Origin of the sequence: Planktothrix sp. (genome assembly GCF_046067725.1) — a bacterium.
In the GTDB taxonomy this organism is placed as follows: Bacteria; Cyanobacteriota; Cyanobacteriia; order Cyanobacteriales; family Microcoleaceae; genus Planktothrix.
In genome coordinates, this window is the sequence record NZ_JBJUDF010000243.1 from 1 (window position 1) to 23,800 (window position 23,800).

General features: G+C 39.2%; 25 protein-coding genes, 1 tRNA gene and 1 riboswitch. Of the genes, 16 read left to right on the forward strand and 10 right to left on the reverse strand.

Annotated elements, in window-relative coordinates; all coding sequences use genetic code 11:
* A partial coding sequence (locus ACKPEB_RS15000; RefSeq protein ID WP_408965732.1) for an L-histidine N(alpha)-methyltransferase occupies positions 1-563 on the forward strand: 563 nt, incomplete at its 5' end.
* A gap of 42 nt (positions 564-605) precedes the next feature.
* Here the strand turns inward: ACKPEB_RS15000 and ACKPEB_RS15005 are convergent.
* The 3 genes from ACKPEB_RS15005 to ACKPEB_RS15015 all read right to left on the reverse strand — a co-directional run bounded on the left by ACKPEB_RS15005 (position 606) and on the right by ACKPEB_RS15015 (position 3,440).
* The gene (locus tag ACKPEB_RS15005; protein WP_408965733.1) at positions 606-1,907 is read right to left on the reverse strand and encodes an LCP family protein; all 1,302 of its coding nucleotides are present in this window, start codon (positions 1,905-1,907) and stop codon (positions 606-608) included.
* A 134-nt stretch (positions 1,908-2,041) separates the two neighbouring features.
* Entirely contained in the window at positions 2,042-2,725 is a 684-nt protein-coding gene (locus tag ACKPEB_RS15010; RefSeq protein ID WP_408965734.1) for a HEAT repeat domain-containing protein, read from the reverse strand.
* Positions 2,726-2,792: 67 nt separating this feature from the next.
* Entirely contained in the window at positions 2,793-3,440 is a 648-nt protein-coding gene (locus tag ACKPEB_RS15015) for a methyltransferase domain-containing protein (RefSeq protein WP_408965735.1), read from the reverse strand.
* Between the two features lie 132 nt (positions 3,441-3,572).
* Here ACKPEB_RS15015 and ACKPEB_RS15020 point away from each other — a divergent pair, with 132 nt between their 5' ends.
* The 5 genes from ACKPEB_RS15020 (at position 3,573) to ACKPEB_RS15040 (ending at position 9,947) form a co-directional block, all read left to right on the forward strand.
* Entirely contained in the window at positions 3,573-5,984 is a 2,412-nt protein-coding gene (locus tag ACKPEB_RS15020; protein WP_408965736.1) for a CBS domain-containing protein, read from the forward strand.
* Positions 5,985-6,078: 94 nt separating this feature from the next.
* On the forward strand, positions 6,079-6,468 hold the full coding sequence (locus ACKPEB_RS15025; protein WP_408965737.1) for a 6-pyruvoyl trahydropterin synthase family protein: 390 nt from the start codon (positions 6,079-6,081) through the stop codon (positions 6,466-6,468).
* Between the two features lie 90 nt (positions 6,469-6,558).
* Positions 6,559-7,332 carry an HAD family hydrolase gene (locus tag ACKPEB_RS15030; protein ID WP_408965738.1) on the forward strand — a complete coding sequence of 258 codons (774 nt, stop codon included), beginning with the start codon at positions 6,559-6,561 and terminating at the stop codon, positions 7,330-7,332.
* Between the two features lie 119 nt (positions 7,333-7,451).
* Entirely contained in the window at positions 7,452-8,459 is a 1,008-nt protein-coding gene (locus tag ACKPEB_RS15035; protein WP_408965739.1) for an LD-carboxypeptidase, read from the forward strand.
* Positions 8,460-8,906: 447 nt separating this feature from the next.
* The gene (locus tag ACKPEB_RS15040) at positions 8,907-9,947 is read left to right on the forward strand and encodes a hypothetical protein (RefSeq protein WP_408965740.1); all 1,041 of its coding nucleotides are present in this window, start codon (positions 8,907-8,909) and stop codon (positions 9,945-9,947) included.
* Positions 9,948-10,004: 57 nt separating this feature from the next.
* Here ACKPEB_RS15040 and ACKPEB_RS15045 read toward each other — a convergent pair whose 3' ends face one another.
* A complete protein-coding gene (locus tag ACKPEB_RS15045) occupies positions 10,005-11,390 on the reverse strand; it encodes a hypothetical protein (RefSeq protein ID WP_408965741.1) in 1,386 nt (461 codons plus the stop codon).
* 110 nt (positions 11,391-11,500) lie between these two features.
* On the reverse strand, positions 11,501-12,343 hold the full coding sequence (pheA, locus tag ACKPEB_RS15050) for a prephenate dehydratase (RefSeq protein WP_408965742.1): 843 nt from the start codon (positions 12,341-12,343) through the stop codon (positions 11,501-11,503).
* Positions 12,344-12,671: 328 nt separating this feature from the next.
* Between pheA and ACKPEB_RS15055 the strand changes: the two genes are divergently transcribed.
* Entirely contained in the window at positions 12,672-13,256 is a 585-nt protein-coding gene (locus ACKPEB_RS15055) for a DUF1997 domain-containing protein (RefSeq protein ID WP_408965743.1), read from the forward strand.
* A 220-nt stretch (positions 13,257-13,476) separates the two neighbouring features.
* Entirely contained in the window at positions 13,477-13,689 is a 213-nt protein-coding gene (locus tag ACKPEB_RS15060; RefSeq protein ID WP_408965744.1) for a hypothetical protein, read from the forward strand.
* Between the two features lie 480 nt (positions 13,690-14,169).
* On the opposite strand, the gene ACKPEB_RS15065 is transcribed toward ACKPEB_RS15060, so the two are convergent.
* Positions 14,170-14,313, reverse strand: coding sequence for a hypothetical protein (locus tag ACKPEB_RS15065; RefSeq protein ID WP_408965745.1), 144 nt, complete (start codon positions 14,311-14,313; stop codon positions 14,170-14,172).
* A 251-nt stretch (positions 14,314-14,564) separates the two neighbouring features.
* On the opposite strand from ACKPEB_RS15065, the gene ACKPEB_RS15070 reads away from it, so the two are divergent.
* The 4 genes from ACKPEB_RS15070 (at position 14,565) to cobW (ending at position 18,119) form a co-directional block, all read left to right on the forward strand.
* Positions 14,565-15,470, forward strand: coding sequence for a hypothetical protein (locus tag ACKPEB_RS15070; RefSeq protein WP_408965746.1), 906 nt, complete (start codon positions 14,565-14,567; stop codon positions 15,468-15,470).
* Between the two features lie 210 nt (positions 15,471-15,680).
* The gene (cynS, locus tag ACKPEB_RS15075) at positions 15,681-16,124 is read left to right on the forward strand and encodes a cyanase (RefSeq protein WP_408965747.1); all 444 of its coding nucleotides are present in this window, start codon (positions 15,681-15,683) and stop codon (positions 16,122-16,124) included.
* Positions 16,125-16,142: 18 nt separating this feature from the next.
* Positions 16,143-16,286, forward strand: a riboswitch (cobalamin riboswitch).
* Between the two features lie 32 nt (positions 16,287-16,318).
* Positions 16,319-16,987 (forward strand): HupE/UreJ family protein, encoded by a 669-nt coding sequence (locus tag ACKPEB_RS15080; RefSeq protein ID WP_408965748.1) that lies wholly within the window; start codon positions 16,319-16,321, stop codon positions 16,985-16,987.
* A 94-nt stretch (positions 16,988-17,081) separates the two neighbouring features.
* A complete protein-coding gene (gene cobW, locus ACKPEB_RS15085; protein WP_408965749.1) occupies positions 17,082-18,119 on the forward strand; it encodes a cobalamin biosynthesis protein CobW in 1,038 nt (345 codons plus the stop codon).
* Here cobW and ACKPEB_RS15090 read toward each other — a convergent pair.
* The 3 genes from ACKPEB_RS15090 to ACKPEB_RS15100 form a co-directional block, all read right to left on the reverse strand.
* Positions 18,108-18,896 carry a TrmH family RNA methyltransferase gene (locus tag ACKPEB_RS15090; protein WP_408965750.1) on the reverse strand — a complete coding sequence of 263 codons (789 nt, stop codon included), beginning with the start codon at positions 18,894-18,896 and terminating at the stop codon, positions 18,108-18,110. The two genes, cobW and ACKPEB_RS15090, sit on opposite strands and share 12 nt — an antisense overlap.
* Before the next feature lie 100 nt (positions 18,897-18,996).
* Positions 18,997-19,080: transfer RNA gene (locus ACKPEB_RS15095), tRNA-Leu, on the reverse strand.
* 310 nt (positions 19,081-19,390) lie between these two features.
* Positions 19,391-20,629, reverse strand: coding sequence for a vWA domain-containing protein (locus ACKPEB_RS15100; RefSeq protein ID WP_408965751.1), 1,239 nt, complete (start codon positions 20,627-20,629; stop codon positions 19,391-19,393).
* Between the two features lie 55 nt (positions 20,630-20,684).
* Between ACKPEB_RS15100 and ACKPEB_RS15105 the strand changes: the two genes are divergently transcribed.
* From ACKPEB_RS15105 to ACKPEB_RS15115, 3 genes are all read left to right on the forward strand, one after another.
* Positions 20,685-21,371 (forward strand): ATP-dependent Clp protease proteolytic subunit, encoded by a 687-nt coding sequence (locus tag ACKPEB_RS15105; protein WP_408965752.1) that lies wholly within the window; start codon positions 20,685-20,687, stop codon positions 21,369-21,371.
* A 30-nt stretch (positions 21,372-21,401) separates the two neighbouring features.
* Positions 21,402-22,016: an ATP-dependent Clp protease proteolytic subunit gene (locus ACKPEB_RS15110; protein ID WP_408965753.1), complete on the forward strand. Its 615-nt coding sequence runs from the start codon at positions 21,402-21,404 to the stop codon at positions 22,014-22,016.
* Positions 22,017-22,123: 107 nt separating this feature from the next.
* Positions 22,124-22,744, forward strand: a complete 621-nt coding sequence (locus tag ACKPEB_RS15115; RefSeq protein WP_408965754.1) for a DnaJ domain-containing protein — start codon at positions 22,124-22,126, stop codon at positions 22,742-22,744.
* A 3-nt stretch (positions 22,745-22,747) separates the two neighbouring features.
* Here ACKPEB_RS15115 and ACKPEB_RS15120 read toward each other — a convergent pair whose 3' ends face one another.
* A complete protein-coding gene (locus ACKPEB_RS15120) occupies positions 22,748-23,002 on the reverse strand; it encodes a hypothetical protein (protein WP_408965755.1) in 255 nt (84 codons plus the stop codon).
* Between the two features lie 293 nt (positions 23,003-23,295).
* Between ACKPEB_RS15120 and ACKPEB_RS15125 the strand changes: the two genes are divergently transcribed.
* Positions 23,296-23,718, forward strand: coding sequence for a hypothetical protein (locus ACKPEB_RS15125; protein ID WP_408965756.1), 423 nt, complete (start codon positions 23,296-23,298; stop codon positions 23,716-23,718).
* Positions 23,719-23,800: the final 82 nt, after the last annotated feature.

Here is a 23,800-nt window from a genome sequence, read left to right on the forward strand (position 1 = left end):
ATGAAACCGCTTTAAAGCATCTGAATCCTTCCCCTTTACCCAACCGAATGATTGGTTTTATTGGCAGTACATTAGGCAATTTAAAACCGGAAGACTGCCATACTTTCTTTGCCCATATTGTGGACGCTTTGCAACCGGGAGATTATTTCCTTTTGGGGGTAGATTTACATAAATCTAAATCTATTTTAGAACCTGCTTATGATGATAGCCAAGGGGTTACAGCCGCCTTTAACTTAAATATGCTGCGACATTTAAACCGTTTATTTTCTGGAAATTTTGATTTATCTCAATTTGAGCATTTAGCATTTTATAATGAAAAAGAGCATCAAATTGAAATGCACTTAAAAAGTTTAAAAAATCAAACGGTTGAACTCAAGACCTTAAATTTAACGGTTGAATTTCAAGAAGGAGAAACGATTCATACGGAAATTTCTCGAAAATTTCAATTTGAACAAATTCAAGCGGAATTAAAAACGTTAGGATTAGTTTCTTTGAAAAATTGGACAGATCAAAATCAATGGTTTGGGTTGATGTTATGTCAATTACAAGACGTTAACGCTTGATGGTTGGTTGTAGAAATGGGTTAACTGTCAACAAACGACTGATTACTTAATCCAATCTTCTCCGACTCGAATGGTTAAATCTGATCCTAGCTCCCCGGTAGAAGTGGCTTTAATTTCACCTAAACCGAGGAGCTTTTGCATCAGTTTTGCCGCGCCTAAATCTCCCCCTTGAACAATAATTTGGGTTTTCAATTGGGGAGTTGTTTCAGTAGAGGCTAAATAAACTTCATTAAATGCTTGATCGGCTAAAAAATTTAGCATTTTTTCAGCACCCCTCGCATTACCAGAGGCATTTTGAATCGCAATTTTTAAATCTTTAGACAAGGTTTCATAAGCCGAAGGTTCATAGGAGGTTTTTAAGGTAAATCCTGTCGAATCTAAACGAAAATATTGGTACATAACTCGATCTCGTCCCTGTTCATCAATATACCAATAACTACTATCAGAATCCTCTGAACTCAAACGACCGGGTAACATGACCATCTTCAAATTTTGGGGGTCAAGATTCAAACCAAAATTAACTAAGGTTAAAATTTCTTCAAAGCTGAGATTCGTATCAATATATTTTTGCAGAATCCGAATCATTTCAGGAACACGAGGTAAAATCGTCGGATCTTTAAGTCGCGCTAGAATGGCTTCCATTAACGCTTGTTGACGTTGAACTCGACCTAAATCTCCATAACCATCACCCCGAAATCGAACAAATTGATCCGCTTGTTCTCCATTAATGGTTTGCCAACCTGCGGCTAAATTAATCTTGAATTGCTGAGTTTTATCTTGATAAGACATCGGCTGCGGAATATAAACTTCTACTCCCCCTAAAAAATCAACTAATTCTCGAAATGCACCGCTACTGACGCGTACATAACGGTTAACATCAATTTGGTTTAAGGTATTTTTAATAACCTGTTTAGCTAATTGAGAGCCACCCCAATAATTCGCCTCGTTGATTTTTCCGGTTCCATAACCCGGAATTTCAACTTGACTATCACGAGGAATAGATAACAAAGTCATGGATTTATATTGAGGTTCAAAGCGAGCTAATAAAATGGTATCACTCCGACCGTTAAACAAGTCTGGAGAGGCAGATTTCGGGTTCGGTTTTCCATCAATACCTAACACCAAAATATTAACCGGACGAGATAAATTATATTTAAACCGATGCTGCCAGAGTCCATCTAAAATCTTGAGTTCGGGTTCGGTAAAATCAAATTTCTCTGGTGCTAATAAAGCGGTAATTGCGCCTAGAGTTGCAGAGGTACTCGCCAATAATAAAACAATAAAACTAAAAAATAATAATTGCAAAAATTTAGGTTTTTCTCGAGAAGGGAAGGGAGCAGCCATAAGTTAATTAAAGGATAGAATAGATTTTAATTGATAGCAATTTTAAAGGAATTAAAATCTATCGTCTAATAATTGGGTGAATTTGTCAAGACAATTGAATTATCTTTAACCGTCCCTCCCCCTTGCTGAAATTCCTAAGATTTTATGCCCTGTTGTTGGAGTCGGTCTAGGGAAATTTTAGCAGCTTCAGCAACTTGAGGATGGCTATCTTTGATTAAATAGTTCAACGCTGAAAAGCTTTTTGGTGTTAGTAAATGACCCAAGGCTTCTGCTAACCGTTGCCGCACTAACCAATCTTCTGATTGAGCAAATCGCAGAATCTGATCAACGGATTGAATATCTTTAATTTCTCCAATGGCAGCGATCGCAGCTTGATGTAAAATGGTTTCATTACTATTTAATGCAGCTAATAAAACATCACGAGCTCTAATATCTTTCAAGTTTCCTAAAGAGACAGCAGCACTAAATCGAACTAGCCAATCTGTATCTTCATAAAACGCTCTCACTAACGGTTCAAATGCCCGAATATCTCCTAAATAACCTAACGCACCTGCGGCATCAGCGCGGACTCCATAATCCGGATCGGTTTCTAATAGATTCACTAACAAAGGATAACATTCTTCAGTCGGTTTAATTCCTAGTGCAAAAACTGCCATAGATCGGACTTGCAAACTTTCATCATTCAGAACTTTTTTAATCAAAGGAACAGCGTCTTCTGGAGGTACATCCCGCAGAGAAACTAACGCTAATAAGCGATCGCGTAAGTTTTCGCTATCTAACTGATGGGCTATATTTTCTAAGTTTAACGGTTGACTCATTCGTAAATCTAGGTTTATTTCATCTTTATTTATTATAGTCAAACTTACTGAAATTTGCAGGCGAGGGCTATTTGCTAACCTGAAACTGTCCCCAATGTTCTTCTTGTTGACGGCTAGGAGTTGAGTTCGTGACGGGATGGAGCGCCAGGATTTCAAATTTCCCTTGAAAATACTGTTGAATTTCCGTCGGGGTGACAGCAAACGGTGGGCCTCCGGGGCGAGAATGGGTAAAAAATAACCCGAATAATTGCCCTTTCGGTTTAAGAATGGATGCGACTAACTGAACATAATCATAACGTTTTTCGGGGAAAATAGCACAGAAACAAGTATGTTCAATCACATAATCAAACTGTCCTGAAAATTCTTGGGGTAATGTAAAAATATCCCGTTGTAAAAATGTTGCTGAAGTGGGTAAATATTGTCCTGAACCTTTTAAGATTAAGGATTGATTGATCAGTAATTGTTGATATTTCAACGCGTCTTCAATGGCTGAAGTGGCAAAATCAAACCCCACAACATCAAATCCATAACTAGCAAATAATAACCCATCATAACCCCGCCCACAGCCTAAAACTGCCGTTCTTCCGGGTCTAGGAGTATCAGAAGATTGTAAAAAATCCACAAAGGGAGGTGCAGCTTCTCCTAAGTCCCATCCGGTGGTTCCTTGTTGATAGCGTGTTTCCCAAAAATCAGGTTCATTAATGGATAAAATCATAATTTTTTATGGCTTAATTGAGTTAAAATTATAATGTTCAGCGACTGATCAATGCTGAATAACTTGATGCTAACTTCTCTCTATTATAAAATCCTCGTGCTTTTTACCAATAATTTTTTTTAGAGTCTCACTATGGAATTTTATCAGTCTGCGCGGTATTCCTCTGCTTTAGAACAAGCCATTGATCGAAATCCATTAATCGTTACTTCCGAAACTTCTTTAGCGGATGTTATCAAATTATTGGGATTATCCCCAAATTATTGTCTCTTAAATCCTAGTTATTCTTCCGTTGAAGATTTTAGGGCTAATTGTGTGTTTGTCATTGATCAAGACCCAGAAGAAATTGTTCACGTTCTTCCTGATGAACAACTTCAACCTTCCTCGGTTTTAGGAATTGTCACCGAACGAGATATTGTTCAGTTAATTGCGGCTGGAATTTTAGATAATTTAAAGGAAGCCCCCCTTCATAAAATTAGAGTAGCCGAAATTATGTCTCCGGTTTCTATTAGTTTAACCGAATCCGATGACCAAGATATTTTTACAGCTTTATCTTTATTTCGACAACATCAAATTCTGCATTTACCCGTTTTAGATAGTCGTGGACAATTAGTAGGAGTGATTACCCCAGAACGAATTCGTCGGGTTTTACAACCTTCTAATATTTTAAGATTACGGCGTGTGGGAGATGAAATGCTCACCCAAGTTGTCACCGCTCCTATGAAGACTTCTGTATTAAGTTTAGCTCAAATGATGGCAGCCCATCAAGCGAGTTGTGTCGTTATTGTTGAAACTAAAAAACAGAAAAAATTAACCCCAATTGGATTAGTAACCGAACAAGATATTGTTGAAGCACAATTTTTAGAACTCGATTTAACGTTAACACCAGCAACAACTGTAATGGGAACTTTATCGTTCCATTTAAAAACCCATGATTCTTTATGGATAGCCCATCAAGAAATGCAAAAGCAACAGGTACAACGGTTAGTTGTTTGTGGAGATGAAGGCGAATTATTAGGAATTATTACACAAGTTAGTTTACTCAGAATGCTTGACCCGACGGAAATGTATCGGGCGGTCAAACAATTACAACAATCTGTCAATCAACTCCAAACGGAAAAATTAGAACTCTTAAAAAGTCGCAATGCGGAACTAAAAAAACAAGTTCAAGAACGCACCTCTAAAGTTCATGAACAATTACAACGGGAACGACTGTTGGCTAAAATTTCCATGAGAATTCATCAATCCTTAAATTTAGATGAAATTCTGAATGCAACGGTCGCAGAAGTGCGACAATTTTTAGAAGCGGATCGGGTTTTTATTTATCACTTGGAATCAGAAAAAAACGGCAAATTAGTTGCTGAATCCGTTGCTCAAGGGTGCAAATCTCTGGCGAATGATTGGTTATTTCAACAGTCGTTTCAATCTTATTTAATGGTGTTTGAACATGATAATATTTATGCTATTTCAGATTTAAAAAAATCATCCTTAAGTCCTGAAGAAATCAATCAATTAAATCAACAAGGAGTTACGGCTTATCTCGTCGTTCCCATTTTACAAGATGGGCAACTGTGGGGAATGATTACCGCCCATCAATGTTCCGGTTCTCGCCATTGGCAACCTTCAGAAACCTTATTATTACAACAGCTTGCCACCCAATTAGCGATCGCTATTCAACAAGCACAATTATATCAACAAGTTCAAGCATTAAATACGGATTTAGAACGTCAAGTTCAAGATCGAACCGCCGAACTCCAGCAGAAAGTTCAAGAATTACAACAGTTAAATATTCTCAAAGATGACTTTTTAAGTACCGTTTCCCATGAACTGCGGACTCCTTTAGCTAATATGAAAATGGCAATTCATATGTTAAAAATTGCCCCGGATTCTCAACGGGTTCAAAAATATTTAGAAATCCTAGAATCTGAATGTCTGCGAGAAACGAATTTAATTAATGATTTATTAGATTTACAACGCTTAGAATCTTCTTCAACTCCCATTGCTATTGAAAGTTTAGATTTATTGGAATGGTTGCCTACGATTATTAATCCTTTTTATTCCCGCACTCAGGAACGCCAGCAGGTGCTTCAGGTTGCCTATTATCCCCATTTAGAAACCATTAGAACCAACCCCTATAGTTTGGAGCGAATTTTTGCAGAATTGTTAAATAATGCCTGTAAATATACCCCGAATGGCGGTGAAATCTTTATCGGAATTCATTATCAATCTTTATCAAATTGGCTAGAATTCAACCCAACATCCCAGAAAAAACGCAAAGGAAAAAAATTAGAAACCCCCCTTCCCTGTCCGGCTCATTCTGACCCTTTACAAATTGTGATCCGTAACCAAGCTGAAATTCCGCAAAAAGAGCTTCCGCGAATTTTTGAGAAGTTTTATCGTGTTCCCAATGCTGACCCCTGGAAGCAAGGAGGAACTGGGTTAGGGTTAGCCTTAGTGCAAAAGTTAGTTCAACAATTAGGCGGGACAATTCAAGTTGAAAGTCGAGACAATTTCACCACTTTTACCGTTGAGTTTCCCACAACTTAGAAATTAACAATTTTGCAAGTTGTTAGACAAGGATTGAAAAAAAGTTCTTCCCGACGTCAAAATAGAAAGAAAGGTTGAGTAGAGTTTTTTTGTTATGCCGAAATGGAAATTAACCACCGAATTTACCTTTGATAGTGCCCATTATATTAAAGATTATGATGGCCCCTGTGGACGGATGCACGGTCATACCTATCGCGTACAAGTGGAAGCCACATCTGATCAACTCCATTCCTCAGAATATTGTCCCCATGCTGTCATGGTGGCTGATTTTAGAAGCTTACGATGGGCAAAACAAGATGTCACCAAAGGAGGGTTAGATCATGGCGTCTTAAATGATATTTTACCCCCGGAATATGAAACCACTGCCGAAATGATTGCTAAATATATTTATGATGTCACTCAAAAACGAGTTCCTCAAGGAGTCCGCTTAAAAGTTAGGGTTTCTGAAACGGCTAATTCTTGGGTTGAGTATGAAGATGATTAAGCTGAAATTCAGGAATTAATTCAACGGATGAGTGGTAGAATTATATTAAATTTTAATCTACCCCGTCCTTAATTTAGTTTTCTAAGCACCATGAACTATTTAGCTTTAGCCACCGATTTTGATGGAACCTTAGCAACAGATGGAGTGGTAGAAAATGCTACCTTAAAAGCATTAAAACAGTGGCAACAGTCAGGGCGAAAATTAATTTTAATTACGGGCAGACAACTGGATAATTTAATTGATCATATTCCTGTTACCCGTATGTTTGATTGGGTGATTGCAGAAAATGGCGCTGTGTTATATCAACCCGCCACACAGGTTGAAAAATTATTAGCCGAACGTCCTTCAGAAGCTTTTATCAGCCAATTACGCGATCGCATTCACCAAAAACAACAAACTTTAAAAAACCCCACTCTTCCAGAAGAATTTTCCAAGATTGATCACGGACATTTTTTGGAACCCTTGGGTGTGGGACGAGTGATTATAGCCACTTGGGAACCTTATTTACAAATCACCCAAGAAACTATTCAAGAATTAGGCATAAATCTGCAAATTATTTGTAATAAAGGGGCGGTTATGGTGTTACCAAAAGGCATTAATAAAGCTTTTGGATTAACTGCCCTTTCCCAGTTAATCAACCTACCCCTACAACACATTATTGGAGTAGGAGATGCGGAAAACGATTGTGATTTCTTAGAACAATGTGGTTATTCCGTCGCCGTTGCGAATGCCTTACCTGAAGTTAAAGCAAAAGTTAATTTAGTAACAAAAAATGATCGAGGGTCTGGCGTCGCTGAATTAATTGAATTAATGATAACTGAGTCAGGGCGGGATGATCTCCCCCCTACCCTCACTAATTATTAATATGAAATCCCTAAATATTGACTACAAATTCACCCCTGTAGAGACCTACCATGCAACGTCTCTACAGGGGGTTAGGGGGAATCATCTGTAGCATCTATAATGGGATTTCATATAAGATTATGAACCGTCGTGATTTTTTAATCGGATTGACCTTAACAGCAATAGGGACTCAATATCCTGTTCTCGCTCAATTTCCCACCTCTCCTCCGTTACTCAAACCTCCCCGTTTACAAACCGGAGATACAGTGGGGTTGGTGAGTCCAGCCAGCCCCATTTTAAAAGAACATTTAAAATGGATTCAACTACAATTAGGACAACAGGAATTAACTGTTAAAGTTGCTCCCCATGTTCTCAGTGAATATGGTTATTTAGCCGGAACGGATCAACAACGAGCTACAGATATTAATCAAATGTTTGCTGACCCGACCGTTAAGGCGATTATTGCCACCGGAGGCGGTTGGGGAAGTAGCCGCATCTTATCTTTATTAGATTATGATTTAATTCGCCAACATCCTAAAATTGTTCTCGGTTATAGTGATATTACAGCTTTATTATTAGCATTATATACCCAAACCGGATTAGTGACCTTTCATGGATTATTAGGCACTTCCTTCTGGAACTCCTATTCTGTGAGTTGGTTACAAAAGCTTTTATTTGAAGGACAAACCCTAACCTTTGAAAACCTCCCTCACGTTCAAGTAGAAACGATTTATCCCGGTCAAGGGCGAGGACGCTTAATTGGGGGCAATTTATCGGTTTTATCCGCCTTAGTGGGTTCAAAATATTTACCAAGTTGGCAGAACACAATTTTATTCGTGGAAGATGTCGGTGAGGATATCTACCGAATTGATCGAATGTTAACCCATTTGAAACTAGCTGGAATTTTAGAGCAGCTTTCCGGGTTTATCTTCGGTCAATGTACATTTTGCACCCCTGGAGAGGGAAACGAACCTTCTTTAACCTTACCGCAAGTATTAACAGATTTAATTCAACCGTTAAAGATTCCCGCTTGGTATGGTTCGATGATCGGTCATATTAGAGAACAGTTTACGGTTCCTTTAGGGATACAGGTAGAAATTAATACACAAAAAGGAACCATTAGAATGTTAGAAAGTGCCGTGATTTGAGCATGATTAATATGGGTTAAATGGATAGTTTTGACCTGGATTTAACACGAGAAAACAGGAGAACTCAAACCCGGCATTTTCTGTGTTTTTTCTAAGCAGCCCTGGAAAAAAAGAACATTTATCGATTTTGTTGCCTATTTAGCAGTAAAAGTTTTTCAAATTCCTATAAAACTAGGATACCGACATTAAAGTTTGGTTAAAGTTTATTCGAGAATTATTGATTTTTGTATCCCCAACTACAAGAAATGTAATGAAAAGTTAACACATTTAAAATTAGCAAAAAAAATACAGAAATTCTTTATAAAAATTGCCTAATATAATTAATTAGCTCGGCTAAACTTGAAACAGCCCATAGAATTTTAGGAACGATTAGTTTTTAGAATTCTACTTCGACTCCTGTATTGTTCAATCCTCTGATGAACCTAACTACCAAGGACGCAAGCTGTTATGATGTTCTCTCAATCTCCAGAACAACTGAACTCTCTATCTAATACCGTTGATAGAAGTGCAATGACATTAGAGGCTGTTCGATGGGCTCAGAAATATTATGCAAAAGTTGCTGCCCATAGCCATCACGGTTCAACCCATTTTTTTGTAGACGATCAGGAAGTTGATATTACGGAGTTCGATGAAGATCGTTCTCGTGTTGTTGCAGAATTAATGAAGAACCTAAGCTTGTTGGGAACCTTAGCGTGGAATAAAGTTGGAAGCATTTTAGGGATTGACTGGAATCGCTATCCGGTTAATAAACTGGGGTTAAAACAGTCAGCGACCCTGATTCAAGATGTATCCAAGCTGTATCATCAAGCCTTAGAGGTTTTTGCTCAGTATGAATACCCGTTTCGCTTATCGGTATCCCTCGGACGAGAAACCATCAAACTTCGTCGAAAATACTCCCAAACTGAGCCTTTAATGTTAATTTTGCTGCAATTGCAGTTCCACTATATGGGGCGGATGTTATTGGAGTGGATGTCAATGAAGGAAAGAACCGTTTTCTTTCTATACTTTAAAACCTTAGAAGATTATCTATATTCTCCTTTGGGAGAAGTCAACGATTTAGCAGCTAAACATCTACCCAATTCCCCAACTTTAATCGCCGTTCAACAGTTACTTTCCATCTTTACCAGCGTAGCTCATCAGACCTACCATAAATTGTATGATTCCAATCTGGGATATCGCACCGTGAGTGGCGATCTGAAAAATCATATTCTGCAATACTCTGCGACTCGTGATATTGAGTTATTCCAGATTTATTTATGTTGGTGTGCCTTAGAAGAAAGTTTGCATCCAATCAAGCAGGAATTATTTCCCATGTGTGTGATTTTATATCCTCGACTTCATATTAGTTGGAAGTTAGTTCAGGATATGTTAGGGGATCTATCCGAGGAGTTAGGAAAACGTTTGCTTCCTCAAAATTTTGAAATCTTTTTTCCTTATCTTCAAGTCTTGGTCGAAATCTTTTCAGATCGAGTCGTACAAGCGGTCTAATTTCAGAAACCGGGTTTCTTGAAGAAACCGGGTTTCTTGAAGAAACCGGGTTTCTAGTTATTTCTCCTGTGCTACTCCATGCCAATGTTGCAGTGCTAACCAAATTCCTGATAATAAGGCGGCTAGACTTAACGTGATACCACTGTAGGGAACTAATAAACCTAAAATCGGTAAAATTGCTCCCGAAATGGTACAAATCATCGTCACCCAAGATGCTTGACGATTTTTTCCCAGTCCCCAGACTCCAAAGAGTAAAACAGGAGAAATCAACATCCAAGCCAATTTAGCATCCATGAAACGACTGCTATAAGTTAAGGTTAATAAACCCGCAAAAAATAGCCCAGCAACAATCACAACATCTCGTAACGTTAAAGGTAACGACAGATACAATAAAATCAGCCACCATAAAAAGATCCCTGGCGCTAATAATAATAATCGAGGCAGCACCCCCGTATTCAAAATTGGAGACGTCGCCGTAAAGATTCCTAATGGATTTCTAACCGAAATATTGCCTTCATAAACCCAAGAAAGCTGTCGGTTATTTCCTCCTTCTTTGGTCACTGTGGGCACCGCACCCGCAAATTCAGCATTCGGAAATTGGGCAAGAACATTTAAACGAAAATTGGATAATAATTGCTCCCCAGGTTGATAAACCCAACGCGGCGCACCTTGGGCTTGATAGCTGACTTTAAAATTCGTCGTTTCCCCAGGTGCTAATTTAAACGGAAAGCCATAATCTCCAGGGTTGACCTGTACCAGAGGTTTTCCATTTTGTTCAACTTGGAAATTCTGCAATAATAAATAACCATAGGGGGGTGGCACTTCAAAGAAGAATTCTGAGATGCCTTTGAGTTGATTTTTAACTTGATAATCTCCCGCAAAATCCACACTATAAATCCATTGTTTGGTATCAGGACTGGTGGTTTGATTAATATTAACCTCGATTTGTGATCCCGCTAAAGTCATCCAATGGGAAACGAGATGGGTACTTTTAATTTCAATGGTTTTCCCATCAACATAACGATAATCGGTGAACGGTTCTTCAATTTCATAACGAATACGCGGTGCGGTTTGTTCTAAACGTTCTCCCGCAACAGTAGTGGCAATTTGAGTGATCCGTTGTTGTTCCCAATGATGATAACGATTGGCTAAGGTCGAACACAGAAAAAAACTACTCGTTAGCAATAAAACAATTAAAATAAAATGCGGTAAAGTTTGTATCCAGTTTAGATATTGTTCTAATGCCGTTTTGAGCATTGGAACTGAAATCGAATCTCCTGGTTTTTTGACCGACCCATTAATCAGCGACCAAATCACACCCAAAGCCGTTAATAAAATGGCTAAGTTGATACCAGCTTTCATCATCTCCGATCCCCATTCGATTAATTCATTGGGATGGGTTAAATCGGGAAGGTTGGGAATATTACTCAAAACAATATCCATAAAACCTAAACCATTGAGTAGATAGGAAAGAACCGGGGAATTCTTTTTCTATTTTCAAACCCGATTCTCACCCATCTTACAACGGTCAATCCCCATTTTCCGAATCGAAACTAATTCAGATTTAAGATGGTGTAACTGCCAAAAATTTTTAAGGTTTCTGTAAAAGATTTTAATTCGGCTAACGCAGATTGTAAGGATTGATCGTGACTATCCGCTTCTAAATCCATAAAAAATAGATAATCTCCTAGCGATCGCTTACTCGGACGAGATTCAATCCGACTTAAATTAATGCCGCGATCGGCAAAAATGGCTAAAGGTTTAGCTAATGCACCCGGAACATTGGCAGGAACACTAAATCCTAAAGAGGTATATTTTCCCGGCCCAGAGGGTTCTAAACTCAACACCCAAAAACGAGTACAATTATCAGGATAATCATTAATCGGATGACGCAGAACGGGGAGTTGATATAATTCTGCGGCGCGTAAAGAGGCAATGGCAGCAATGTTAGCTTCATCCTTAACGAATTGTAAGGCTTCTGTCGTTGAATTCTTAGCAATTAAGGGAACATTGGGTAAGAATTTCTCTAACCATCCTTGACACTGTGCTAAGGCTTGGGGATGGGAATAAACCACTTGAATTTGTTCTAAGTTTTGCGCTTGGGAAATCAACGCATGGGCAATGGGAAGCACTAACGCTTGTTGAATTTGCAGACTACCAATTTGCCACAGTGTATCCAAGGTCATACTCACACTACCTTCAATGGAATTCTCAACCGGAACAACCCCAAGATTGGCGTCTCCTTTTGCAACTGTCCATAGGGTTTGACTAATACTTGAACAAGGACATAACATCGACTCTTCCCCAGTATTTAGGGTCAGAGATTTACCATAAGCTAAGGCGGCAACTTCTGTATAAGTCCCTGAAGGGCCTAGATGGGCAATAGAAACGGTCATAATTTTACGTTCGTTAAGAATAAATAGAGGGTCAGCAGGGAATTAACCCCCACGATAGAAATTGTTTTGAGGATTTCCCCACTTCAGTTACATTTTGCGAGATCATGTTACAATTCTTTACATCAATCTCATCAACATTACCCTTATTATCAAAAAATCATGGATTAAAGTGGATTTCACCAACTACACAGATTTTATGGATTTCAAGGATTTTAGAGATCATCTGTGATCCGGTTTTATCCTGACTTGGGATGGATGAAACTTTTTTATAAATATCTTAAATTTTATTAAGATATATTTACAAATTAGTCGTTTTATATTTTTTTTTATGAATACTCATTTTCACGCTGTCCAAACCGTTGAAATGGCTGTACCAGAACCTATTTTAATTCACCATTATCTCCGTCAACCGAAACGGTTAGTCAAAGCCTTAGTTGATCCGACTCGTTTGGAACAGTTGACAGAGGATATATACCGCTTAAAAATGCGTCCTTTGCAGTTCATGATGTTTAGTTTACAACCTACAGTAGACTTAAAAGTCTGGATACAGCCGGATGGAATTCTGAATTTAAAATCCGTTGGCTGTGAAATTCGAGGCATTGAGTATATTAATCAACGATTTTCTCTGAATTTAGTCGGAAAACTGTATCCGGTTCCATCACAAGGGATAACCTATTTAAAAGGTCAAGCGAATTTAGAAGTGAAAGTTGAGCTTCCGCCGCCGTTATGGTTAACACCCCAACCGATTTTAGAAACAACTGGAAATGGTTTATTAAAAAGTGTTTTGATGACGGTTAAACACCGATTAGTTCATAATTTATTATCAGATTATTCCCATTGGTGTAGCGAACAATTAGAGATTTCTGTTCCCCAACCCCAGTCTATCAGTCGGGTGTCAAGTGCGGAGTGTTAGGATAATCATCGATTTGTCCTCCCAACACCAAAAGTTGTCTATTGCGAACTAGCTGCTTCCTGTGGCTTTCTTGATGATCGAGATCACTGTTAACCTTTGTTTATCATCACTCGACTTTATCCGTAAACATCAGTACAGTAAAGGTATCAGGATCACCCCAAGTTTTGTGGAAATCTCTGATACTCAATTATGGTTAAGGTTTTTTGTGGAGATGTTTCTTATGACTTGTATTCGTGATCTCGTTCAAGATGTCATGTCTAGTGGCTATCTGAGTCTTCATACAGAAAACACATTAAGACAAATGCTACAAACCACTCATTATGGAAGTGAAGATATTCATGCTTTTGCCAATTTGCAGTTAGCCGCCATGTCAGGTAAAGTTAAGCAAGAATCTCGTGAATTATATCAATTAGCGATTATGCAACGGTTTTAAACCTCAGATGGGTGGCAGGAAGCAGAACAATCTTGTTTTTTAAGTTTAATTCTCTCCGGGAGTATTCTGAGCTTTTTTATATTAAGATTAATGAATTTTTTATATTTTTAATTAACATAGAACCGGCTTTTTGATGCCATTCTGCTATCAAAAAACCGTCCAACCAGAATCATTCAGAAAAAACCTGATCAATTTAATTATAAATTAACAATCAATGATGCTCAATTCCGTCCTTCACCCCACTTGACGGCTAAGAAGTTGGTTGTATATATCCCAAACCCCTCCGCTTCTGACTTCGTAGCCGATGTAATAACCTCTATGAGTCAAACCCTTACCGTAGGGGAAATTCATGAATTGCCCCTACGGTAAATCAAATAGGATTGCTATAGTTGAATCCACGAGATTGATAGAGTTTAAAATGCTTATAAGGGTTCATTTGAGGTAGCAGTTTTCTTTGGATTTGTGTATCAGTAAAAGAGATTAAATTGTCCCTGAAAGTTTATGAATTAAAGCCAAAATAAAATTCACACTTAGAAATCCCACACCAACAACTAAAATGATCAAGGTGGTAATACTTAATATTGATCTTAAGGAATCAGATTTTAAAGGTTCATTGGGTTTCATCGTCATTGATCTCCTTTGACAAACCGGAACATCGAACACATCGGATTGAGAATAAACGTTAAGGCTGTTAAAATCAATATCAGCCCATCAGATTTGGGTAAATGTTAAGGTGATTCTGTCCTCGACCCACATCTTAACAGTTAAGCACTTAGCAAGCGCGTATCAAATAGTAAATTGTAGGTGCGTTTATTGATTAATTTCTGTATTCTGGAGTTAGCCACCCTGTCCGACTCTTCCCAGTCAAATAGATTATGATGTTTCCTCCTGCTTCTTCTGCCCATGCCTCTCGACCCCATGCTATAAATTCTAGTGCTATGCCGATGCCTAACTCTATTATTCCTAAAACAGTTTTCTCCTCGTTGAAACAACGGCATTGGTTAGAATGGTTAGAGTATCTGTCCTTAGCAAGTTCTGCTATTGGTTCTGGGGTTGTTGCTCTTTCAGGTCAAGCTTTTTATGGAGTTGCACCTTTAACCTTAGCGGTTTCATTAAATATTGCTAACCGTTATCGTTTAGAACAACAAACCTATCAAAGCCAAATTGAAATTATTCAAGTTCAAGATTCTGTTGAAAAATTAGAAAAAAATACCGTTAAAGTCGTGATGGGGTTGAGACAACAACTCCTCAATGAAATTCAATCCCTACAAGCCCAATTAGAAGAATTCCCGAAAACTGAAGTTTTAGAATCGGTTTATCGGGCGAAACAAGTTGCCGCTTTAGGACAGTCAGTGACGTCTATGCAAGAACATATTGCTGCGGCATTAGAGGAAATTCGAGAACAATTTCGTCATGAATTAAATAGCTTTTCATCAACAGAGTTTGCCCATTTCGAGTCTTTAAAAGAAAATTTACAACAGTTACAAGATATTACCCATGAGTTAAGAAGTAATGCCGTCACTCAACAGGATTTTCAAGGGCGATTTGTAGAAATTCAAGAAGTTATTCATCAATTACAACAGGAAAAAACCGTACCATCTTCTTCTGACATCGATTTATCCCAAATCCAAACTCAATTAGATGAATTAACCCAAGAACATCAAGCGGTGATCAAACCTCATCTCAAACGTTTATTATCCGTTGTTAAACAACTCCAAACAACCCCGAATCGGAATTTACCCATTCCTCCTAAACCGTTACCCAAACAGCCCCCCCAATAAGGAAAAACACTCAGTTTTAAACCTCCAAAACCTTTGTAACATTAATCGCAAAATCATCTCTAGTGCTAGGGAACAGGAACCGCGATTGACTGGGAACAGTCAGTCGGGGGGTGAAAGGTTTGTTGAATTCACTCTGAAGTTCTAACTGTAATGCGTAGTGCTATATAATTTGAAACATTATAAATTTATCAATTCTACGAGGAATGTTCTATGGCTGTTTCAGCAATCACTGAAAAATTGTTAGCTGCCAAAAAGTTAAAAGGACTCACCTTTTCCGATTTAGAACAAATCATGGGGCGAGATGAAGTTTGGATCGCGGCGGTTGTTTATCAACAAGCTAGTGCCTCCTATGAAGAAGCTAAACAACTCGTTGAAGCATTAGGCTTAAGTTCAGAATATATTGAACCCTTGACTGATTATCCCCTCAAAGGATCACTTGATCCGGTGATTCCCACCGATCCCTTAATCTACCGATTTTATGAAATTATGCAGGTCTATGGAATGCCCCTCAAAAGTATCATTCATGAAAAATTTGGAGATGGCATTATGAGTGCTATTGATTTTACTTTAGACGTGGACAAAGTAGAAGATCCTAAAGGCGATCGCGTTAAAGTTACCTTGTGTGGAAAATTTCTTCCCTATAAAAAATGGTAACGGTTAACGTTGTGGTAAGATGAACAGATCTGAGTCGGTTCTAACGGTCAATCATCCTTAGAAAATTGGGGAAAGTTTGGTGTAAATCCAACACTGTCCCGCAACTGTGATGAGAGCATCAATCTCTAAGTCAGAATACCCACCGAAATCAGATGATTCTTTCATACATCTGCGCGGTACAGATGATGTTTAGTATGTTTAAATCTTTTCAGAATTTGGGTCAGAATTTCGCGCTACAATCTCGAAATCAACTCTTCCTTTTAGGAGTTAGTTTATTATTACTATTGATGGCGCAACCTGCAACAGCCCATCACGCCTTCGACGGGCAAACACCTGAAACCTTTTTTCAAGGATTTCTGTCAGGACTCGCACACCCCATGATTGGCATCGATCACTTTGCATTTATTCTCTCCATTGGTTTAATTGCGGCGAGTCTGGTTAGCGGAATTTGGATGATTATTGCGTTTTTATTGGCAGCGATGTTAGGAACTGGAATTCATGTAATCAGTTGGAATTTACCCCTTCCTGAAATTGCGATCGCCTTATCTGTGATTACCATTGGTATTTTATTAGTTCTTAAAAAACAACTTCCCCTCACGGTTTTAATCGGTTTAGCCAGCATTGCCGGATTATTTCATGGTTATGCCTATGGAGAATCAATTATCGGGGCAAAAATGATGCCTTTAATCTCCTATTTAGCTGGATTTACAGTCATGCAATTCATAATTGCTGGGGGAACAATGAAACTAGCTCAATCCTTCCAAAACACCTTAGAAGCTCGTCAATTTTCCCTCATTAAATATTCCGGGTTTGCCGTTGTAGCCATTGGTGTTATTGCCTTATCTTCTGCTATTACAGGCTAATTTACAGCCAATCATATTGTATCGTAGGAGCAATTCATAAATTGCCCCTACGATAAATAAAATAGGATTACTCTATAACCTGAAACTGAATTCTATGTCTGCCAAAATTCCTGTCACCGTTATTACTGGATTTTTAGGAAGTGGAAAAACCACCACTATTCGTCATTTATTACAAAATAACCAAGGGCGAAGAATTGCCGTTTTAGTCAATGAATTTGGAGAAGTGGGAATAGATGGAGAATTAATTCGATCTTGTCAAGTTTGTGAGGATGAAACCCCGGAAGTTAACTTGGTAGAACTTACCAATGGTTGTTTATGTTGTACCGTACAGGAAGAATTTTTTCCGGCGATGCAAGAACTTCTCAAACGACGAGATAAAATTGATCATATTGTGATTGAAACCTCTGGGTTAGCTTTACCCAAACCCTTAGTGCAAGCCTTCCGATGGCCGGAAATTCGCACAGGTGCAACGGTAGATGGTGTGATAACCGTCGTAGACTGTGAAGCCGTTGCTAATGGTACTTTAGTCGCGAATATTGAAGCCGTAGAAGCCCAACGTCAAGCCGATCCCAATTTAGATCATGAAACCCCCATTGAAGAATTATTTGAAGATCAACTAGCTTGTGCAGATTTAATTTTATTAACGAAAACCGATCATGTGAATTTAGAAACTCAACAAAAAGTAGAAACCTGGTTAAAACAAGAATTACGAGAAGGGGTTAAAATTGTTCCTTGTCAACAGGGAAAAATTCAACCCGATGTGATTTTAGGGTTTAATGCAGCCGTTGAAGATGATTTAGAAACCCGTCCTAGTCATCATGATCATGAAGAAGAACACGACCATGATGATAATATTAATTCAGTTCCTATTATCTTAACCCAAGACTTTGAACCCCAAGATTTAATTGAACGGTTAAAAACCCTGATTAAACAACAGGAAATTTACCGAATTAAAGGGTTTGTTTCTGTTCCCAATAAACCCATGCGGTTAGTCTTACAAGGGGTGGGCGATCGCATTGAAACCTTTTATGATCGTCTCTGGAAACCCACAGAAACCCGTCAAACTCAATTAGTTTTTATTGGGGAAAATTTACAAGCTTCTGACATTGAAACGACGGTTTTAGGACAATAAATGACCTGTTCTTTGGCGTTGGGCTTCATACAGCATTACGGCTGCACAAATGCCAACATTCAAAGACTCAACCCCTCGCTGTAAGGGAATTTGCACCTGATGATCCGCTAAAGCTTGAAGCTCAGGAGACAGTCCCGCGCCTTCATTGCCAAAAACCATTAAGGTCGGTCGGGTAAAATCTAATTCCCAATAGCAGCGAGACCCTTGGGGTACTGTTGCTACAATTTGTAATCCTTGTTGCTTAAAATGAATCAGATCATCCGCTAAATTAGGACTAACAATTTTATTTAAACGAAACCAAGCCCCTACAGAAGCTCTTAATACTTTGGGGTGATCTAAATCAACGCTATCGCTACTCAGCCATAACCCGTCTATCCCCGTAGCGGCGGCTGTCCGAATAATTGTTCCTAAGTTACCAGGGTCTTGTAACGTTTCTAAAGCAATGCCTAAACTCTCAATCTTTTGAGGTTGAGAAGCTATTCGCGGTGCTAAAGCAATAATACCATCAGGATGAACCGTTGTCGCCATCGCTTCCAGTACCTCTGGACTGACGAGTTCAAATCGTTCTGTGTGCTGACGTAAAATATTTTCTAGGGATGGATGGCGTTCTTGCCAAAGGGGAGTACAACAAACCGTTGTTAACGGATAACCCACAGCACAAGCTTCTTCAACTAAATGGGTTCCTTCCAATAAAAATAACTGCTGTTCTTTGCGCCCCTTAGCTTGGTGGAGTTTGCGAATTTGTTTGACTAACGGATTTTGCAGACTCGTTAACATGATCAGTGTGGAATAGGCATCTTGCCTGTTAAATGGGGTGTGGGATACCAAAAAAGTAAAATAAGATTAGGGCGCAGAAACTACGCCCCTACCTATCAGATGCGGAACCCGGGACTTGAACCCGGAAGTCCTTGCGAACACTAGAACCTGAATCTAGCGCGTCTACCAATTCCGCCAGTTCCGCTTTTTTATTCATTTGCACAATTATCAATCTTGTCACAGTTTTTTGAATTTGTCAATCCCTGTTTCGATTTATTTCAACTGTTCCCTAGACTGGATTTAAATTGATTCACACCATTACCGTCCTTGTAATCGGGTTCCCAAGTACCAAACTGGCCACCTGCACCGCTATCCAGTGACGTTCCGCCTCTGGCGTATTTAATAATCGCACGGCATAATCAATGTCCAGAATGTAACTGTTTAACTGATCAGTCCCTAAACAGAATTATTGACACATTTCTAATTCCCTGTTCCCGGTTCCCTAAAATCAGGAATTATTTTAATACTGTTTTAGAAACAATTCGGGTTTTCTTCTTATCCGCTTCGGATAATTCTTCCCCAGATTGTAAACGAGTGGCGCTAGTTTGTAGAACCGTTGCGGCGTTTTTATCTCCCATTTGTAACGCGGTTTTGGCGGCGGTTTGTAACATCGTTGCGGCTCCAGCGCGATCGCCTTGTTGCAGTTTTGTTTCGGCAATTTGAGTTTGACGATATTTGGCTAAAGCTAAAATTTGTTGTTGCACAAAGCCATCCATTTTGGGTTGATAGGAACTAACAAAATTACCTTCAACGAGAATGGAATCAGAATATAAATTTTGTAAATCTAAAGATGGATCATCATAACGGACTTGAACTTGGGCGATGGCTTGTTTTCCGGTGGGAAATGTTCCTAAATATAAATTAGCTAAAACCACCCGTTCCACATCTTTCATCACATCCCCTAAACGAACAATCCATTTTTCTCCTTCTTTTTGAACGGGTAATTCGATGGTGTCTGGAGCGACTTGGGCAATGGGTTTAAGTTCGGCTAACCGGACATTTGGCATTAAATCTAACAGTAAATAAGCATTAGTTAACCTCACCGACTGCATTTTATTAAATAAACGGCTAAATTCATCCAGAGCTTGTTCAGGATACTCAATATAAGCGAGACTTCCTCCCGCCGCATCGGCAATTTCTTCTAAAACATCAGAGTTCCAATCTTCACCAAAGCCTAAAGTATTAATCGTTAAGTTATAACTAGCGGCGAGTTTGGCTAATTTTAAACAGCGATTATTATCACCGTGTTCGTTTTCACCATCCGTTAATAAAAACGCTTGAGAAATTCGCTCGGATTTGCCTTTTCCTAATTCCTCAATGCCCAACTTAAGCCCTTCATCAATGGCTGTTCCTCCTGATGTTCTGAGACTATTAATTTTGTGTTTAATATTTTCCAAATCTTTAATATCTTGATTCGGAATTAACAGCTTAGCCCGATGATCAAACGCTATAATCGAAATGCGATCGCCGGGTTTTAATCGATCCACTAACTCGATCGCCGCTTGTTTAACAGTTTCTAGGGGTTTTCCACTCATGGAACCACTATGATCTAAAATCAGGCACAAATTTAAGGGAACATCGGCATCGCTTTGAGACGGAAAGGCCGAAATGGAGATGGCAAGCTGACGTTGACTGGTAGCCTGGGACAGATCAAAGTTGGGATCACTCAGAATCGCTTGCAAACTGACTTTCATAGGATTACCTGGAGTTGCGCTACTATTTTTATAAGTTTAAGGATGAGAATTCCTCATGAGAGAACCCATTCAAGCTGTGCAATCGGCATATTCTTACACCGATAGCCCGATTCGGACTCCCCCGCCAGATTTAGAATCCCTTCTGTTGAAGGAAAGGATTGTCTATCTGGGACTTCCCCTGTATTCGTCCGATGACATCAAACGTCAAGTGGGGATTGATGTTACTGAACTGATTATCGCTCAACTGCTTTACTTACAGTTTGACGATCCAGAGAAGCCCATCTATTTCTACATCAACTCAACGGGCACTTCCTGGTATGGAGGAGACGCCATTGGATTTGAAACCGAAGCCTTTGCCATTTGCGATACCTTGGGCTATATTAAGCCTCCGGTTCATACCATTTGTATTGGTCAAGCGATGGGAACGGCTGCTATGATTTTAGCCGCAGGAACCAAAGGATATCGGGCCAGTTTACCCCATGCTACCATTGTTTTGAATCAAGCCAAAACGGGGGCAAGAGGTCAAGCAACGGATATTCAAATTCGGGCGAAAGAAGTTCTCGATAATAAGAGAACGATGTTAGAAATTCTGGCGAAAAATACGGGACAATCCATCGAAAAAATCACGAAAGATACCGACCGGATGTTTTATTTAACACCCGATGAAGCCAAAGAATATGGTTTAATTGATCGGGTCTTGAAAAGCCGGAAAGAACTACCTGCATTAGCAACTAAGGTTTAAGATTAAGATCACGTTAAAAGGGGTAAAGCGATGCCTATTGGAGTTCCGAGTGTTCCTTACCGTCTTCCGGGTAGTCAATACGAAAGATGGATTGATATTTACACCCGTTTGGGTGTTGAACGGATTTTATTTTTAGGTCAAGAAGTGACTGATGGGTTAGCGAATCGTATTGTCGCCCAAATGCTGTATTTAGACTCGGAAGATTCTAATAAACCGATTTATCTGTATATCAATTCCCCAGGGGGATCGGTGACAGCCGGGATGGCGATTTACGATACCATGCAATACATTAAAGCTGATGTAATTACGATTTGTGTGGGTTTAGCCGCATCGATGGGGGCGTTTTTATTAGCTGCAGGAAGCCCCGGAAAACGTTTGGCTTTACCCCATGCTCGGATTATGATTCACCAACCCTTGGGAGGGGCACGGGGTCAAGCAACGGATATCGAAATTGAAGCCAGAGAAATTTTGAGAATCCGTAGCTTATTGAATGATATTTTAGCCAATCGTACCGGGCAATCGTTGGAAAAAATTCAAAAAGATACCGACCGGGATTATTTCCTCTCAGCCCAAGAAGCGAAGGATTATGGTTTAATTGACCAAGTGATTGAAGAACGAAATCCAGTGGCATTAACCGCCGGTTAATCGTTCCTCATTGACAAGATTAGGGTGGGGGAAACTCCACCCATTCCCCCTGAAATAGTTTTTCGATTTTCTCCCTTAAATTAATCAAATCACTGATAGAATTAGTGATGGATACAACAGATTATTATCGACAATTAGGGTTAAGGTTTGGTGCGAGTTTAGAAGCGGTCAAAGCTTCTTATCGGAAGTTGGCGAGACAATATCATCCTGATGTTAATCCAGGGAATGAAGTCGCCAGAGAAAAGTTTATGGCCATTACAGAAGCTTATAAAGTTCTATTAACAATTGCAAAACCCGAAGCAGAATTAGAACCTGTCACCGTTTCCACTAAAACTGGGGGGTTAGAGTCGGGAGTTTCTCACCATCAAGCTCCCAAAGTTAAAATTACGGCTAAAAGTCCGCCGATTCAATTTAATCCTGAATTAACACCAGAAGAACAAAAAATTAAAGCAAATTCTTATTTAGAGTTACAAAATCTGTTAAAATATAAACGGTTCCCCCGTGCGATCGCTTTAATTGAAGGGTTAGCCCAACGCATTCCCCATGACCCGGAAATTCGACAATGGCAAGCAATTTCCTATCAACGTTGGGGGCGACAATTGATTGCAGAAAAGCAGGTAGAAAAAGCCAGAAATTATTTAAAAAAAGCCTTAAAAACCGATCCCCATAATCGAGCCTTATGGGCAGAGGTAGAACGGGATTTTAGGCAATTGGAGAAAATTTATTAGTTTTTAACGCAATTTCTTTGAATGTCGCTGCTGTAAATATTGTTCAATATCAGAAATGGCATCTTCCAAATCTAATAAACTAATACCCTCAGAGTTTTTCAACGCCGGAGGGGGAGATACAGGTTTTTCTGGCGGTGGTGTTGGAGAGGTCGAAGTCACTTCCTCTGATTCTTGAAATGCGCTTAATAATTCTTGATCAAAAGATTCAATAAATTTTTCGGCAGCACTACGACGAAGATCTTGTTGATTGTTATCCATGACTGGGTGACTCCTGAAACGGTAAATCAAATCTCTCTTAATAAAAATAAATAACCCTGTTAAATTAGATTCCCAAAGGTTGAACGGTCGGCAAACTTAAGGCTCAGGGTGGTTGGCACATTGTCAAAGTTTGACTAAAACTAACCTAGCACGTTTACCTGGACTGGTTAGCATTAAATTATATTTTGAGTAACAATAGAATTCCTGGCTTGGCACGGAAGTCTCTGCAAGCACTAGAATGTTGATCAAAACCAGCAACATTCAATCCCCAATCTTAATGGAGCCATTGATTCATGGATGAAAAAACCCCGGCCATTGTTAGACCTAAACCGGCACTAGAAATTCAAGTCACACCCGCAGGAAGTGAAAAATCCACAGGAAGCGAAAAAATACCCCGTCCTTCCCGTCCCATTACTGATCCGAATCAACGTAAACCCTCCTTTAGTAAACCCCGTCGAGTGGATACAACCCCCAGTAAACCTTGGGTTGAACTTGAAGAAGCTCAAAATCAACTCGGTGAGGCTTTCCATCTAGGGGATATGATCCAGGTTAGAGCACCTTGGGGAGAAATGGCGAGCGCACAGATTGAGCATTTTTACGAAGTATCTCCGGGTAGTCTGTGGGCACATTTTGTTCCCATCGACGAACGAGAGGAATGGACATGGAAAGGTGGATGTATTCGGACAAAACTGTTAAAAAAAGTTGAGAATCAGTAATTAATCATAAGTCATCAGTTTTTAGTTTTTAGTTTTTAGTTTTAGTCAATACGAATTGACGATGAACGAGTAACAATTAACT